Annotated in this window: 14 protein-coding genes and 2 pseudogenes; 12 read left to right on the forward strand and 4 right to left on the reverse strand. The window is 57.2% G+C overall.

The window, feature by feature from the left end; translation table 11 throughout:
* Positions 1 to 595: 595 nt before the first annotated feature.
* On the forward strand, positions 596 to 952 hold the full coding sequence (locus IF809_RS25080) for a hypothetical protein (protein ID WP_223153695.1): 357 nt from the start codon (positions 596 to 598) through the stop codon (positions 950 to 952).
* A gap of 45 nt (positions 953 to 997) precedes the next feature.
* Positions 998 to 1,528 (forward strand): gamma-glutamylcyclotransferase, encoded by a 531-nt coding sequence (locus IF809_RS25085; RefSeq protein ID WP_011084913.1) that lies wholly within the window; start codon positions 998 to 1,000, stop codon positions 1,526 to 1,528.
* 294 nt (positions 1,529 to 1,822) lie between these two features.
* Here IF809_RS25085 and IF809_RS25090 read toward each other — a convergent pair whose 3' ends face one another.
* The gene (locus tag IF809_RS25090; protein WP_011084914.1) at positions 1,823 to 2,029 is read right to left on the reverse strand and encodes a cold-shock protein; all 207 of its coding nucleotides are present in this window, start codon (positions 2,027 to 2,029) and stop codon (positions 1,823 to 1,825) included.
* Between the two features lie 1,256 nt (positions 2,030 to 3,285).
* Between IF809_RS25090 and IF809_RS25095 the strand changes: the two genes are divergently transcribed.
* From IF809_RS25095 to IF809_RS25110, 4 genes and pseudogenes are all read left to right on the forward strand, one after another.
* Positions 3,286 to 3,804, forward strand: a complete 519-nt coding sequence (locus IF809_RS25095) for a hypothetical protein (protein ID WP_011084916.1) — start codon at positions 3,286 to 3,288, stop codon at positions 3,802 to 3,804.
* A gap of 203 nt (positions 3,805 to 4,007) precedes the next feature.
* Positions 4,008 to 4,154: pseudogene (locus tag IF809_RS25100) on the forward strand (M12 family metallopeptidase); the annotation flags it as partial.
* A gap of 145 nt (positions 4,155 to 4,299) precedes the next feature.
* Positions 4,300 to 4,887: a S1 family peptidase gene (locus IF809_RS25105; RefSeq protein WP_011084917.1), complete on the forward strand. Its 588-nt coding sequence runs from the start codon at positions 4,300 to 4,302 to the stop codon at positions 4,885 to 4,887.
* Positions 4,884 to 5,666 (forward strand): hypothetical protein, encoded by a 783-nt coding sequence (locus tag IF809_RS25110; protein WP_011084918.1) that lies wholly within the window; start codon positions 4,884 to 4,886, stop codon positions 5,664 to 5,666. Before IF809_RS25105 ends, IF809_RS25110 begins: the two co-directional genes overlap by 4 nt.
* Positions 5,667 to 6,575: 909 nt before the next feature.
* Here IF809_RS25110 and IF809_RS25115 read toward each other — a convergent pair.
* Positions 6,576 to 7,493: a TauD/TfdA dioxygenase family protein gene (locus tag IF809_RS25115; protein WP_011084919.1), complete on the reverse strand. Its 918-nt coding sequence runs from the start codon at positions 7,491 to 7,493 to the stop codon at positions 6,576 to 6,578.
* 861 nt (positions 7,494 to 8,354) lie between these two features.
* On the opposite strand from IF809_RS25115, the gene IF809_RS25120 reads away from it, so the two are divergent.
* Positions 8,355 to 8,639, forward strand: coding sequence for a hypothetical protein (locus IF809_RS25120; RefSeq protein WP_011084921.1), 285 nt, complete (start codon positions 8,355 to 8,357; stop codon positions 8,637 to 8,639).
* Positions 8,640 to 8,874: 235 nt separating this feature from the next.
* Here IF809_RS25120 and IF809_RS25125 read toward each other — a convergent pair whose 3' ends face one another.
* Positions 8,875 to 9,309, reverse strand: a complete 435-nt coding sequence (locus IF809_RS25125; RefSeq protein ID WP_223153694.1) for a hypothetical protein — start codon at positions 9,307 to 9,309, stop codon at positions 8,875 to 8,877.
* A gap of 25 nt (positions 9,310 to 9,334) precedes the next feature.
* Between IF809_RS25125 and IF809_RS25130 the strand changes: the two genes are divergently transcribed.
* Together IF809_RS25130 and IF809_RS25135 are read left to right on the forward strand one after the other, a co-directional pair.
* Positions 9,335 to 9,553 carry a hypothetical protein gene (locus IF809_RS25130; protein ID WP_162130951.1) on the forward strand — a complete coding sequence of 73 codons (219 nt, stop codon included), beginning with the start codon at positions 9,335 to 9,337 and terminating at the stop codon, positions 9,551 to 9,553.
* A gap of 47 nt (positions 9,554 to 9,600) precedes the next feature.
* Positions 9,601 to 10,560: pseudogene (locus IF809_RS25135) on the forward strand (type IV secretory system conjugative DNA transfer family protein); the annotation flags it as partial.
* Here the strand turns inward: IF809_RS25135 and IF809_RS25140 are convergent.
* On the reverse strand, positions 10,548 to 10,751 hold the full coding sequence (locus IF809_RS25140) for a hypothetical protein (RefSeq protein ID WP_014497739.1): 204 nt from the start codon (positions 10,749 to 10,751) through the stop codon (positions 10,548 to 10,550). The pseudogene IF809_RS25135 and the gene IF809_RS25140 sit on opposite strands and share 13 nt — an antisense overlap.
* A gap of 352 nt (positions 10,752 to 11,103) precedes the next feature.
* Between IF809_RS25140 and IF809_RS25145 the strand changes: the two genes are divergently transcribed.
* From IF809_RS25145 to IF809_RS25155, 3 genes are read left to right on the forward strand one after another with little or no spacing between them, the layout of a single operon-like run.
* Positions 11,104 to 12,423: a lysine N(6)-hydroxylase/L-ornithine N(5)-oxygenase family protein gene (locus tag IF809_RS25145; RefSeq protein ID WP_202801489.1), complete on the forward strand. Its 1,320-nt coding sequence runs from the start codon at positions 11,104 to 11,106 to the stop codon at positions 12,421 to 12,423.
* Positions 12,420 to 13,724, forward strand: coding sequence for an MFS transporter (locus IF809_RS25150; RefSeq protein ID WP_011084926.1), 1,305 nt, complete (start codon positions 12,420 to 12,422; stop codon positions 13,722 to 13,724). The genes IF809_RS25145 and IF809_RS25150 overlap by 4 nt, the downstream gene beginning before the upstream one ends.
* Positions 13,690 to 14,469 carry a phytanoyl-CoA dioxygenase family protein gene (locus IF809_RS25155; protein WP_038937241.1) on the forward strand — a complete coding sequence of 260 codons (780 nt, stop codon included), beginning with the start codon at positions 13,690 to 13,692 and terminating at the stop codon, positions 14,467 to 14,469. Before IF809_RS25150 ends, IF809_RS25155 begins: the two co-directional genes overlap by 35 nt.
* Positions 14,470 to 14,475 lie beyond the last annotated feature (6 nt).

Genomic DNA, 14,475 nt, shown 5'->3' on the forward strand with positions numbered 1-14,475 from the left:
AATGCGTCCGGCGGCTCTTCTTCGTCATCTTCGCTCCTGATTCGCAGCAAGAATCCTCGCCGCTGTCAGGCAGAAAACCCACTCAAGCTACTGTCCGAATTTGCGGGGCCAGCTCTGTCATCGTTGCGCCTGAAAGATTGGAAATAAATGATCTCTATGTCGCAATGACTAGGGCATCGAAAACGATAACCATCGTGTCGCCTGTTCCCATCCTAAGGGCGAAAGCGAAGAGGAAGGCATCGGGAGTTACGAGTGGGGCTTCGGTTTGAGCGAGTGGGTAAAGTCCGGCCTTTCGTCCCAAGTGCGTGCGCAGATTGAGGGGTATCTCTGTTGGCCGCTGCGGAGCTTTAGCGTAGGGTTCCCTAAAAGGGAGGCTGAATAGATGCTTACGTCGCCGACGGTTGGATTCGTTAGGACTTGGCAGGAGGAGTCTAAGCGCTGGACATACACCCTCACAACTTTACTGGGGGATTGGTTGAATCAGGCAGAGAGGCAATTCGGCACGCGTGATCGGAGCTGGACGATCCTTGGAATTGAGGTGGGAGGCCCTCGCCCTGGTGTTTGGTTTCCGCAGTACTCGCAGGAAAGCAGATGCGTGGTGATTCATCTGAGCGACACTTGTCAGTCGAATGAAGAGCAAGCGCGTTTCGAACTGTCTCAGGAAATAGTGCACCTCCTTACCCCGAACGGGGGTGGCGCCGCCCTTAACATTGAGGAGGGAATTGCCACCCTGTTTGCAAACCTGGTTGGGCCAAGGCACGTGAACGCCCCTTCTTATGTGAAGGTGTTGGGCTATGTGGAGGAACTTCTGAAGATTGACCCTGAGGCGATCATTAAGCTGCGAGCGAATAGCGATAGGTTTCAGGATTTCACTCCGGAGTTTATCCAGAAGCGGGTTACAGGCGTGTCTGATCAGCTAGCCTCCGACCTTTGCACGCCCTATCGGGACTAGACTGGTGAGTATGCTGTTCGAGCAAACCTTGGCCCAGATGGAGGCGTGATCGTGGTCTGGGTCTTTGGCTTCGGGTCTCTCACCTTTGATGGATGGCAGTCCGAGTTCGGCTGCGTGGGGTCTCAGCGCGCAACGCTTCGTGGCTATCGTCGAACCTTCAATAAGAAGTCAGTGGTTAACTGGGGGACCAAAGAGAACCCTGGCATCACGCTGAATCTGGAGCCGTTTGATGGGGCCAGCTGTGAGGGAGCCGCTTTTGAGTTTCCGGACAATGACAAAATACCGGTCCTCTTACGTGCTCTGCGAAAAAGAGAAGCGTGTGATCCGACAGATCTGCAGGTGCTGTTGGCCGACGGGCGCTCGGTAGACGCCAAGGTATACATCTATGAGGGAGTAAACCCGCTCGGTTCGACGATAAGCACTGCCAAGAAGGCAGAGATGATCCTCAAGGCCCGAGGCACTAGTGGCAGTGCACTGGATTATGTGAGGAGGAATTTTGAAGGCCTGCACGATGTGGGTTTAGAAGATCCGGCCGTTACCGAGCTATGGCAAGCAGTGCAGGCTCTCCGGGGCTAGGATTTGCCTTTGAGGGTATGGGAGAGGGTATAGCTCCGGCAGATGAGCTCGGTAGCGAGGCGATAGCAGACCATCCGTCCCGGCTGGGGCCTCGTCAAGAATGCTGCCTCAAAGTGTGACATCTATCACATTCAGGCAGGTCTAAGTCGCTGATTTAGCACAAATGCTAGCACAGAAATATTTCTACGTTGATTTAGTGACGATATCTCAATTGCTTGCGTCGATTACCATCCGTCTCGAATCGTGGTGGCTTGGTCCTTAGAGAACCATGTCTCCCCTCGTCGCGAAAGAAGGCTATCCTATACGCAGATTGTCTGCGGACACTTTGCCGGAGCTGCCGGTCTTGCGCTCGAAGCTGATCCGGGCCCCCTCAGCAAGGGAGGTGTATCCGGCCTTCTCGACTGACCTGATGTGCACGAATACGTCGGCTTCGCCATCATCGGGCTTGATAAATCCATAACCCTTTGTCGCGCTGAACCACTTCACAATACCGGTTGCCACTACAATGTCTCCATCTCAAACAACAGCGATCTAAGTATGGTTTGCGAAGGGCATCAAGCCGGTGCGCGGGGTATGCAATGTTGCTCCGGCACGATATGGAGCAACATCGTCGCCGGGCGTGAGCTTAGGGAGGGGCTAGCTGGAACGCCCATCGCGCGCCCTCAGCGGCTTCCGGCGGAGGTGCCGGCGACTGGCACTGTGGTCTTGTCGGCCCGGCGCAAGCGCGGGAAGCCTACTTGCAAGGGGTTTCTCAACCATGCCTTCGAGCGTTCGCTCCTGAGAGTCAGGTACGCTCTTCTGTTCCAGAAGAGCAAGAAAGGCCCGCCCTTTGTCCGTTATGATCCATTGTCCGGGTTCCCGCGTAACCAGCCCTTGTCCGAAAATATTGAGATCCGGCGTCTGCGCCGCCAATCGCTTCGTACGATCCGTCCACTCCGGACCGCTGGTGTAGAACACCGCCAGGTAATCCTTGAGGACGGCAAGGCTCGCCCGGCCCTCCGGTTGGCCGGCGAGAATCCTAAGTATCGAGACCTGAAAACTCACTTTCTCCAACCAAACGCGGTAGCACCAAAGCCGCAAATCTTAGCGGCACCTGCCGGACCCCGCGCTCCACTTTAAAACAAGAACCTCAAAACAAATGCTGATGCGGATCCGGCAGATTGGGACGCAAATGTAGACCGTCCTTGTCGAGCTGGGGAGGCCCTTTGATTCTATTCCTCGCTCGTTCCTGCAAGGCTGTCGGGCTGTCAAGCGTCGAACCGGCCTGATCATGGACAGCCCAAAGCTTGGCAAAACGGAGTTTGCGCCTCTCAAAGAGACAGGTTTCGAGGACGAGTGTTCGATCTAGTGTCGCCGCGTCCATACGAACGCGAATGGATGCCCCAAAGGTGTTCGCCAAAATCGTAATTCGGATGTCGAGCCTGGTACAATCTGAGGTGACGTTGCCTGCTCTTATCCCCCGTTTAGCAAAGGATTGCGGCGCATATGGGCGAGTTCATGCTGGATCTCGACGCCGCTTCAGCTTCACGGCCCTGCATCCGCTAGCCTGTCGGCCTAAGCAGCCGGACCCGAGCCATGATCGGTCGGTAAGCTGCTCGGTCGAAAGTCCGATCTAAAAACGCGAAAGGCGATTGCCGACAGCGATAGCGGGACTTCCGGCGAGCTTGCGCTCAGTATCGTACCTCGCCCGCAGCTCTTGACTGATGCCCATTATTGCGTGAACGAGAGGCGTCAAAATTTGGGAATGGCAGCTGAGAATGATGGATGTGGTTGCTGAGGCGAACGCCTCGGAGTTACCGCGCATTTTGCACAAATCCTCCCGGCGCTCGTCTTGGATTCTCGTCCTCTTGGTCTTCTTTGGTTTGTGTGCCGCGGCAGCCTGTGTTTGGACTAACATGGAGACAATTTTGGCGAGGTCGCAAGTGCTTGGGCCCGCGCCGATGCATGGCTTGTCACCTGAGGTTAGGGAAGCTCTGCTGGAGGTTCGATCCGAGCAACAACGGGCGAGCGATGTAATCGCAGAACTCAATCGCAATATCGGTGCGCAGCAAGCCGATTTGAAGCGGATGACGGACCAAATCGAAGCGTTGACCGCGAAGATCGAATCCTTGCAGAGTTCACTCGCTGCTGCGTCTGCGCCGCCAGTCTCTTCTCCGCCTGCAGCCCAATCAGCTTCGAAGCTGGCGAAAAGAGCGGTCCAGCCCTCTAAGCCAGAAGGGCCAATTTCCGTTGGCGGCGCGCCGCTGATCCCTGAGCCAGGATCTGGCCAGCATTGACGGAAGCGCTTGGGGGATCTCCGCCTCAACCAATTCCGCCTGAAGCTTGTCGGCTGTGCGTCTGATCCCGGTCTGCCCGCGTCCACGCACTGCCAGCAACCCATACTGGGGGTCCAAAGGTTGGTTTTGGTGCCAGTATACAGGAGGGTGGAGTATCTCGACCGCAAGCCGTCAGGCATGACTCTCAATTTCAGCTTCAATCATTGGAGCAAAGGCTCCGAGATCGGCGCGAGTTCTGCATTCGCGTTGTCGCTGTCCACGAATTCGGACATGCCCTCGGTTTTACGCATGAACAGAACCGCGACGATGCGCCGGAGGCGTGCCGTAACGAAAAAGCTTCCGGCTCGGTCGGCGATTATAAGGTCACCCAATACGATCTCGATTCAATAATGAACTATTGTAATCCAGCATGGAACGGAAAGGACAACTCAGCCCACTCGATATCGCCGCCGTCAGGAAATTCTATCCCTCCCGACACTCGGTCTCTTACTATCCATGGGCGCGCCCGCGCTGGCCGATCGCGCGGCGGTGCAGATTGCTGCGCGCTACAATGTCAGGACGGTTCACGTCCAGTACGTTGGCGTGATGTACAACGACAAGCAGGAAGTCGGCGGCGGCTCCGGGCTGCTCATCGGCGACAGCCTCGTGCTGACCAACAGCCATGTGATCGGACGCGAGGAGAACTACAAGAGCTTCGACGTCAATGCCCGCCTCGGGTCGCGCAATGCGAATCCCATCAAGGTCACTGCGGTTCATCGCGACGATGCCAGGGACCTGGCTCTTCTGGAGCTGTCGCAGTCCGCCGGCAATAGCCGTGGCGCCTCTCGTTGCCCGATGCCTGTGATCAACGACAACCAGCAGGCCCCGATCTATTTGCTAGGTTATCCTCTCGATCTGGATCTGAGCATTTCGAGCGGTCTGATCAGCAGCCAGACGAGCCCGAACGGCCGACGGCAGACCGACACAATCATGAATGTCGGCAACAGCGGCGGACCTGCATTCAACGAGTTCGGCGTGGCGGCATCGTCAAGTGGAACGAGGCGCAGGTTTCCGGTGTCAACTTCATCATTCCAGCGACCGTGATCACCGCAAGCCCGCTCTACAGCATGATCGCAGCCCTACCACAACCCTCTGTCTGCTGGACGAAATGGGTTGACACGACGATCTTCTTTGAGAACTGGAGCAAGCTGAACTCCACGCATGTGCAGACCCAAGCCAACGCTGGGGTGAAGATCCCCGAAATTCTTGCCGGAGCGATCCACACGATACTGCCCGAAGACCGCCGCCTTATCGTGAACGTGCCGGTATCACAGCTTGACGAACCGAAGCAGATCGAGCGCTCCTATACGGTGGATAAAACCAAGGACGACCACCCCGTCGTCTTTGCAGAGCATACTGCAGACTATGCCGAGACGTTCCCTGCAGAGCCCGGCTATCGCATTGCAGGGTGCACGTGGCACGTCGAGACCGGAAACGGCGCCAGCAATATCGCTTGTGCGGTCAACGATACCGGCGCGCAGGCTCGCTTCACCTACAAGCTCACGAGCGGACCTGCCGTCGACAGATACCGCGGATGGCTCGGCGCCACTGTCAACGTTTCCCAGATCCTTGCGACGCAGGTGCCGATCGATGGTCATGCTTTCCTTACCGGCCTGCGCTTCCAACGGGCTGCATCGGCTCGGCCCCGCTTTCCGGCAGGTTCAGGCGATACTCGTTGTCCTCTTCTGCGCGCTTGCGGCCGGTTGCGCCCACCAGGGTCCTGCTTCGCAGCCGGCGAAGCCGCATATCCACAAAGCACCACAGAAACATGTGAGCGCGTTCAGGGGATATGGCTATCGCTACGACCCCGGCTATTACCATGATTTTCGGCGCTATCATGGTTATCGGACGTGGCGGCCCACCGCCGGCGAGGCGAGCGAGGAGGCACCTCCCGACAAGAGCACTACCGGGTCCGACGTTGTGGTCAACAAGTCAGTCTTATTGATCGAGGAACCGCAATTCACGCTTAACACTGCACGCCATTTGCGGACCGCCATAAGACGCGAGGCGGCCACTGTGGTGCTTGTAGAGGTGGATGACCTCATCTTCGATAAATTGAGCCGCCTCTCTCAGATACGGTCGTAACGGGCAATAACCAGCTAGACGTTCCTCCGACCGAGCCGAGGGAAGCAGGCGCGTCTGCGCCAGAACTCTTCCGAGACGATGGGTGGTCACTGGGCGCTGAGACCTTGGGCTGCGGCTTTGAGGATGCGCGGGAAAGTGCGCCAGCCGCGTTCATGAGGAGGAACCGATCGGTGTAAGAGTAAACTGTTGCGGATGGCGAGACGGTAGATCCCTCACGCATGCTGGTGCAGGCAGATCCATATTGCATCCCAACTTCCTTAGCGTTGTAAGGCACGATAAAGCGCGGTGCTAACCAGCTATAATGTCGCGGCCATTACCCCAAGAAAGGACAGATCGTATGGGATTGCTCAAAAACGTACGAGCGGAGCATTCCTGGAAAGGCCCCCGGCCATGTGGCCGATCGAGACTCAGCATCTGCCGACGAGAACACTCCCCGGCCGCTCTAATGATTATTGTACCGCTACGAGCAGCTGCTGAACCTCTTGCGGCCTGTGAAGAACAGTTGTTGCTTTTCAAGTTGAGAGGCGCCGCATCGGGTTCATATTTTGACTGCGACGGGAACCTAGCTGCCGAATATTGCAGAGAGCGATTGAGCGCACAACCGCAGAGTTTCCATTGTGCGTGTCGTAGTCAATGTTGTCGCTTATCTAGACAGCTTGGTGGTCGCCCGTTATGCGCGTTACGCTACTCCGACCATCGATGCTGACTGGCACCTCACCGGCGACGGTTGCGCGATGAACGAGGCGATGTTGGTCGCCGTAGTCATTCACTGCATAATGTTGTGTAGCGCGATTGTCCCAGATCGCTACATCACCATCCCTCCAACTCCAACGCACAGTGTTTTCGAGCGCAGTGATATGAGACTGAAACAAATCGAACAGCTTCTGGCCATCGTATTTCGGCAGGCCAACGAAGTTTTGCACCAGAGCGCCGAGCACGAGCGTGCGTTCGCCAGTCTCCGGGTGCACGCGCACAACGGGATGCTCAGTCCGATAGATTGTTTTAGTGAAGACTTCGTCCAAGTGCTTCTTGTCGAGCTCGCTGACGCGGGCAAGTATTGCGTAGTCAAAGGCATTACTGTGAACGGCCCATAGCCTGTCTGCAAGCCCTTGGAGCGGCGGCGCTAGGTCGAGGTAGGCCGAGGCGGTGTTTGACCAGACCGTATCGCCACCGAAAGGTGGCATCACAATGCCTCGCAGCACGGCGATCTTAGGGTAGGCATCGACGAAGGTTCCATCAGTGTGCCAGAGATCCGCCCGGCTACCTGCACGGGTGGAATCAAGCTCGATGATCGACGCTGTTCCCTTGATCGCACCGAGCGTTGGATGAGGTGTCAACTCTCCGAAACGAATGGCAAAGCTCTCCTGCTCCGCATCATCGAGGTGGAGCTGGCCGCGAAAGAAGATGACCTTGTGCTCCAAAAGCAGCCCATTGATCGAGGCAATCGTCTGCTCCGGTAAATCGCCTGACAGTTTGACATTTCGGATTTCTGCGCCGATGCGCACTGCGCGTTTAATGACATCGGCGCGAGGAATGACATTGTCCGACAAGATCATTGCAGTCATGGTCCCATCTTGCGTAGCCCCTAGGCCACACTATCCGCTCGACCAGGCAGACCAGCGCGAGCGGCGACCGCTAGCTGGATCCGTCATCATCTATGGGTAGCGAGTGGCTCCCGTTGAACTCACGCGACTTCGAAAAGGTTACCGCAGCATCCGCTTCATCGAATATTGAACAAATCCCTAGTTCGATCAATTGCTAGCAGTGGTAGTTGACCGCGGCGAAAGCGTTGTATTTCGCTGAGCGTTTGCTCTTGCGTCCGCTGCCCGATGAATAGGAATCTGTTCGAATGCACGGTCACTGACACCGAAGCGATAAGAGGTCCCCTAAGAGCTGCCCGTTCCTCGCCGCAAAACGTCGATAGAACGGCAGCGTCCGGAGAACGCCGGCCGAGGTTCGGGCCATTGACGGGGGCGGTCTTCGCAGCCGCGGCGTTCGATGCCTTCGCCGGTATGAGGGAACATCTGCGCGCCACAGCACGCCTCCTTCGCTTCGACCGGGTTGTTTGTACGCTTGAAGACGAGGCCTGTGTAGCAGACGCCATCCCGGATGTCGGCAAGAGACCACGGCTTCTCGCCCGCTTTGTAATAGACACCAGTCGTGAGATTCCACGCGACGGTGCGTCATCCTGCATCTTGCGGGAAAGCTCGCCCTTGCTGTTGAGGTATTCGCGCGGGGCAATGGCGGTCTGCGCACGAGCTGGGTGATCGCCTCGCAGCCAAGTAGCCTGGCCCTGAGCTGGTTGTGGAAATGGTTTTCGAGCAAGTGCTTCTCCGCGGCCACATTGGCGTCGTCGAAGAAGACGCCTTGGCGCTGTACCGCTATTTGGAGAAGAAGCCTATATCGCCCTGCGGTGCCAGGATCTGATGTTCGGTAATCCATCCGAGTATCTGGCGAAGACGGCGGAAGTGCTTTCGATCCAGCTCAAGCCCGATCTTGTCGCGACCGACGTTGAAATGAAGGCTTCGCGTGAGTTTCTGATCCACAACGGCGGCCTGATCAATCAGCTCTACCTCGACGAGGCCGGCCGCAAGCTCGGGGCAAAATCAATGAAGAACTCGATATCTACGAAGATTTTTCGCAGACGTAGTCAGGAACGCCAAAATGTTATCCGGCGCTATCCAAGAGAGACCGAGCAGAAATATCGATGAAGACCCAACTCACAGAGTGTCGCCGGATCGGTAGTGTTCTTTCCGTACGCGGACAATGTGACCTAGCTTACTCGCGATATTGATTGTGAGCGTCCAAACCCCTCGGACAGTAGGGCGTAAGCCGTCCTTCAGTCCGCTGCTGCCGCATCGACGGCGACCAGTCATGTGCCGAGGGAACCGATCTAACTGTCGAGTTTCCCAAGATAGCGCGCCGCGCCGAGGCGCATCATCGTCATCAGCGTTGGCTGATCGCATGGCGATCGTGAGGCATCGTTGGAAGGGGAGAGCGGCTCCCAGCGCGCCAACGGGCCGCGCCGGATCGACAATTCGCTTCCCGCATGCGAGCGAAGGCGGTCTCCCGCGTCATGGTGGCGATCTCCGCGGGGGTCAGGCCGAACATCTCCTCGGGCGGCGTCGCCCAGGTCTGCGCACGGATCGGCGAGGGCATGCCCATCCGGGCAAGGAAGCCGTCGAACTTGCGAAGGTCCATGTCTGTCTGCCTTTGAAGTTCGCGCGCCGACATGCGCGAGGCGCCGTCATTCGCAAAGGTTAACATGTGCACGCCGATGACATCGCCATCCCGCGTGAAGCCGCTCGCCCAGATGAAGAAACTGGCGCAGAGGCAGGTAAAGCCGTCGGGGTCCGCGAGGCCGTCGCCTTCCGGGCGCACCTTGTCCTGCGTGGCTTGCTTAAAGATGCAATGGGGCTGGCTCGCGTTGCTTGTCGCGGAAGGGGGCACGCACTTCGCTCCGCAAGATCCGGATCTGCTCGCCGATATCATCACCGGCGTCGCCGATGCCGCCCGACGAAGAGCTCGTCACGACCTGGAGGAGATATCCCGATCGAACATAGGGCGTTACCGGCGCGCGGAAGCGCTGCCCATCATGCTGCCCTACTTCATCGCAGAAATTTGACGTAGAAAAGCTCGCGCTGGGGATCCGCAATCGCGTGCATCGTTAGATATCTTCGCCATGATGGGCGGGAGTATGTCCTGTTCTTCGTTCCCACGAGATCGGGCAAGGGTGTCGGCCTCGTTATCCCTTCGCTCCCGACCTGGCCGGGCTCGGCGATCGTTCGTCAAGGACGAGAACTGACAGCTCACCGCTGGCTTCCGTAGCCAGCGCGGTCGCGTCCTTCTCTTCGATCCGACCAATGCAAAATCGTCGGCCTATAACCCGTTGCTCGAGGTCCGCCGCGGCGAGTGGGAGGTGCGCGACGTCCAGAACATCGCCGACATCCTGGTCGACCAGGAGGGTAGCCTGGAGGAGCCGAACTACTGGGAGAAGACCAGCCACGCCCTCCTGGTTGGTGCCATCCTCCACGTCCTCTATCCCGAGGAAACAAAACCCACGCCGGCGTCGCAGCCTTCCTGTCCGATCCGAAGCGGCCGATCGAGACGACGTTCGCCGCGATGATGCGAACGGCGCATCTCAGCGAAGGCGGCGTCCATCCCGTCGTCGCTTCCGCTGCCCGCCAGCTGCTGAACAAATGCGGTAACGAACGCTGGGCGTCCTGAGTATCGCGATGTCGTTCCTGGGCCTCCACCGAGACCCCGTCGTGACGGAGGTGACACGGCGCCGCGACTGGCGGATTATCGACATCGTCGGCGGGGATCGGCCAACCACGCTTTACCTTGTCGTGCCGCCCTCGGACATCAACCGCACCAAGCCACTCATCCGTCTGATTCTCAATCAGCTCGGCCGCCGCTTGACGGAAGATCTGCAGGCCAAGGCCGGCCGACGCCGCTTTCTCCTGATGCTTGACGAATTCCCGGCGCTCGGCGGCTCGATTTCTTCCAGTCCGCGCTGGCGTTCATGGCCGGCTACGGCATCAAGAGTTTCCTGATCGCTCAGTCGCTGGACCAGATCGAGAAGGCATATGGGCCCAACACTCGATCCTCGACAACTGTCACGTCCGAATCGGGATACCGCGCTTGACATGCCGGTAGCGCATAATTTCGAAACGGCGGAACAACCCGACATCATGCTCGGAGGTAATGGTCTCAAAAATGCGAAGCATCTCTTGCGGGGCGGCCGCCGGCGTCTCGCCTTTTTGGAGCAACGCAGGTGCATACTGAAGGTTCATCAAGACGACGTCGGCGTAGACGAGCACTCACGGTGTTGGTTTTCAGCCATGGATCCGCGCGCTCCGAATTCCGCATGTGTATGTCCGATTGCCGCCGCAATGTCGTAAATCCGACAAGAGCTGCCGGGGCGATTCCGCACGAAATGCCGTAGGTGGGCATGTTCTTCTCGTCCAACAAGGCGCAGTCGAGATTTTGTGGGTGGCACGGCGGTTGCTATTGAGCAGACGGACCACTGCCGCGGCTACAGGCCAAGCCGCTGCCCCATCCCAAGTCACACAAACGTGCTTCAGTAATCAATCGACGTACCCAGACCCGGACAGAATTTACGCGAGCGCCAACGACAAGAACTTACACGAGTTCAAGGAGGCTTCTGTGGAAATGCTGGATGTCATCGGAATTGGGATCGGCCCATTTAACCTCAGTCTTGCAGCGCTTATTGAACCTACTCCGCTCCGCGCACTTTTCCTGGAGAAGCGAGACGCACTTGTCTGGCATCCGGGCCTTGCGCTGCCGAACAGCCGCCTACAGGTGTCGCCGCTTAAGGATTGCGTGACCCTGGTCGATCCTACTAGTCCATATTCATTCCTCAACTATTTGGCGCTGCATGGTCGGCTCTACAGCTTTGTCAACAAGCGCAATGCTTCAACATCGCGGCAGGAGTTTATTGAGTACTACCGGTGGGTCGCAGGGCGACTCAAGACGCTGCGCTTTTCCGAGGTCGTCAATGATGTTATTCCCTTTAGGGACGGCTACCGCATCAGCACGAATACAACCACATACTTAGCGCGCGCTGTTGTTGTTGGTGTTGGCGTAGAGCCCAAAATCCCCGCCTGTGCCAGATCTTTGCTATGTGGCACTCTCTACCATGCAGCTGACTATCTCGAGCGGCCGCTACCGCAAGCAGCCGAGCATGTGCTCGTTGTGGGAGGCGGTCAGAGTGGCGCTGAGATTACCGAGGACATTCTTACTCGTTCTGTATCCACCCAGATCACGTGGTCAACGTCGCGTTCGAACTTTTTTGCCATCGACGACAACAGCTTCGTGAATGAAGCTTATACGCCCGCGTATAGCCGTCGCTTTCACGCTCTACCGCTTCAGCAACGCCGCGATATAGTCGAGGGCGAGATGCTTACGAGCGATGGCATTTCCGTCGACTTGTGCAACCGCTTATATGAAATGCTGTACGAACGCAGCGTGGATGGCACGCTGTCCGACCGTTTTCGTGTGTTGCCCAGCGTAGTCGTGAAAGGCATCACCTCCCACAAAATGGGTTGGCGAGTAGATCTAGATGAGATCGCAACGCAGCGAAATAGCTGCATTCTAGTCGATCGTATAGTGCTTGCTACTGGTTTCCAGCCGCGTACGCCGCCCTTCTTGGAGGCCCTGCTCGAGGGAGCATGTATGGAAGATGGCCTGCCAGTACTTGGCCCGGACTATGCAGTCCGCTTCGGTCGGCCCGTGCCAGGACCAATATATCTACAAAATCAAAGCCGCGTGCAGCACGGATTGCAGAGCGCCAATCTATCTTTGGTCGCGTACCGTAACAGCCAAATTATCAATAGCCTCCTCGGCCGACCGTTCTATTTGAATACATCCGGTAGGCAGATGATTCAGGTTTACGCAACTTCGGACGCGTCTGAACGAGACGCCGGTGTGGTGGCGATGCGATCGACCCGACAGGTATCGGGTGGCACATGAACGGCGGCTCGACCTCACCGCTGCGGGGCCGGATTGCGGATGGAACGGCCAACCCCGCCGATCAGCTTTCAGGCACGCTCGACTACCGCGCCTTTGTACCATTTTTGATTGCCTCCATTGTCATTGCAGCAGCTTACGGCACTAGCTTTCTATTGCCGGACTACATGCATGCGCTCGAAACGGATGGTCAAGCCGCTGGTCTTATCATTTCCAGCGGCATGGCTACCACTCTCGTTTCCTGTTGCTTGGCAGGGTGGCTGGCAAAGCGGATAGGCCTATTGCCCACGTTGACTGTCGCATCCTTGTTTATGGCGTTAGCCATGCTTGCCTTTGCCGGCGCTGCCCTCGATACGCGAGCTGCGTACGGTGGAGGCTTGCTGGTGGGCGCTGCCTGGTCAGTGTTCTTCATTTTGGCACCGCTGCAGATCATCCGCCATCTACGGCCCTCAGCACGTATTCAGTATTTGACGGTCTTATCCGGATCACAAATGGCTGGGCTCGGCCTGGCAGCTCCACTTGGTCACTTGCTCGCAAAATACACTGGTTCGCTGGCCACGATTTATGCGGTGCTTGCGATTGCGTGCGTGATCGCCGCCGCCTGCGTAGACCTTACAAGACACGCGACGTCGAGGCTATCGGCACTGGCTATGCCAGATATCGCAATTACTCTGGCCGCGACTACGACACTCCTTCAGAAGTGCACAGCACTCCCCATCGCCATGATTGCGATTTCAGGCTGCGTGTTCGCGGGGCTGTCCACATATCAGAGCGCGTATTCCGCCTCACGTCACCTGAATTCCGATCTGTTCTTTCTCTTTTTCACTGCTACGAGCGTGATACTACGCTTCTCTGTCGCTCACCTCATGGGCAGCCTGCCGTTACGCCGACTGGCACTCACGCTCATCCTACTGACCGCTGCGTCTCTGGTGCTGTTCCTTTTCAACGATGGCAGCACATCACTCTATATTGCGGCCTCTGTCCTCTTTGCCGCCGGCTATGGGTTAAGTTATTCAACCTTGAATACGATAGCCGTCAATCTCGCCGGTGAGCACGGCGTCTCCGTGCCCACTACATCGCAGATATTTACCCTCGCATACTTTCTCGGGCTCTTCGGCTTTCCTATGGTCGGAGGGCAGTTGGTCCGTGGATTCGGCCCTGACGTGATGTTGCTTAGCCTATTGAGCGCGACCGCTCTTAATGCGGTGCTAGCAACCCGCCTCGGCCAAAGCACATCTGATCCGTCTCATTTTAGGAAGGAGCTCACACATGCTGACCGAGGCGCAACAATCGAAATGGAATAAGGATGGATACCTTCGATTGGAGAAGTTCTTCGATCCAGCCAAGCGCGACAAGATTTCTCGTTACGTTGAGGAAGTTGCACGTTGGGATGTAAGCTCCGACAAGTGGATGTTGTGGTTCGAGAAGACGAGTGACAGCAGAAAAATTATTTCCAAGGCCGAGAACTTCTTAGACTACCATGCCCCTCTACGGGACGCGCTCCTGGCCGATGGCCGCATTCGTATAGCGGTCGAGACACTCTTGAATGAGAAGACACGGATGTTGAAGGAACTTCTGATCTTCAAGTATCCGGACAGCGGCGGGTACCGCCCTCATCAGGACATCTATCATGTCCCGCACAAGATACCCGAACGCATGGTGCACGCAATTGCATCCATCGCCGTGGACGACTCCGGCCCGGGCAACGGTGGGCTCTTCTTCACGCCAGCTCGCCATAAGGAAGGAATGTTTCCGATGGATGCGGGTGGCGTGATTCACCCGGAGATCGCCGAGGCCTTCGCATGGGAGCCGGTGCGATTGCAAGCTGGGGATGTTTTCATTTTTGACGATTATGCGCCCCATTACTCCTTGCCAAACAAGAGCGATCGGTCGCGTCGTGCGATTCACTTGGTGTTCCAGCGCGCATCCACTGAGGGGCCAACACGCACCGAATACAACCGCATGAAGCGTGCGTACAACCCACCAGAAGAAGCTGTGGCAGATCTTGAGAACCTAAAGCGTCCCAATGGCATATTCTATCGCAACTGATAGCCA

The organism is Bradyrhizobium sp. UFLA06-24, from assembly GCF_054967145.1.